Genomic DNA, 921 nt, shown 5'->3' with positions numbered 1-921 from the left:
GGTTACCACGGTGTGATTCATGACTGGGGTGAAGTCGTAACAAGGTAGCCCTAGGGGAACCTGGGGCTGGATCACCTCCTTAAACGATAGCGAGACCTTGGCAAGCGTTCACTTGTATTACCTGATCAGAAGCGTAAAGAGAGCATGATGTGCTTAGGCTCAATGCCGGCAGGCTGATTGGATTTTTGGATCTGATCGAGGCGCAGGCTGAATGAGTGAGAGAGTGTACGCGAGTACATGACCGAATGAATGAAGACTGCAACGACGAGCAGAGTCAAAAAGACATCAGGATGTAGGCTTGTAGCTCAGCTGGTTAGAGCGCACCCCTGATAAGGGTGAGGTCGGTGGTTCAAGTCCACTCAGGCCTACCAATTTTGCGTCATTCTGCGTTAAATTCCTCGTCGCATAGTTGACTATGCGTTCTCAGAATTTGCCTTGACTGACCCAAAATCCTGGACGGTGTCTGTGTTATAGGCTGGAAAGCATTACTTGGGGCTATAGCTCAGCTGGGAGAGCGCCTGCTTTGCACGCAGGAGGTCTGCGGTTCGATCCCGCATAGCTCCACCATCTCGTGATCACCTCACGAAGATGTCACACCGGTAAGGTAACGACAGTACAACAACATTATGCTCATGAGTTTTAAGACTTGGTTTGATGCCTGGTGACAGGATCAGAACAACTCTTAAGGCTTAGGTCTTAAACGCTCTTTAACAATCTGGATCTGAAGAAAGTAACAAACTTGATTGCGTTTTGTCGACGCAATACAAGCGCCAATTGGCGAATCAATCGTAAAAAAGCATTCAGTTGAACAGACGCCTTCGGGTTATATGGTCAAGTGAATAAGCGTGCACGGTGGATGCCTTGGCAGTCAGAGGCGATGAAGGACGTGGTAGCCTGCGAAAAGCTTCGGGGAGCTGGCAA

General features: G+C 49.2%; 2 tRNA genes and 2 rRNA genes. All 4 read left to right on the top strand.

Annotated elements, in window-relative coordinates:
- A 16S ribosomal RNA gene (locus F7R27_RS18585) occupies positions 1 to 82 on the top strand; the annotation flags it as partial.
- Positions 83 to 294: 212 nt separating this feature from the next.
- A tRNA-Ile gene (locus F7R27_RS18580) sits at positions 295 to 371 on the top strand.
- A 120-nt stretch (positions 372 to 491) separates the two neighbouring features.
- Positions 492 to 567: transfer RNA gene (locus F7R27_RS18575), tRNA-Ala, on the top strand.
- A gap of 262 nt (positions 568 to 829) precedes the next feature.
- Positions 830 to 921: ribosomal RNA gene (locus tag F7R27_RS18570) — 23S ribosomal RNA — on the top strand; the annotation flags it as partial.

This window comes from Nitrincola alkalilacustris, assembly GCF_008973755.1.
Taxonomy (GTDB): Bacteria; Pseudomonadota; Gammaproteobacteria; order Pseudomonadales; family Balneatricaceae; genus Nitrincola; species Nitrincola alkalilacustris.
Note: the sequence above shows the minus strand (reverse complement) of the source record. Positions and strands in the feature narration are given on the sequence as shown.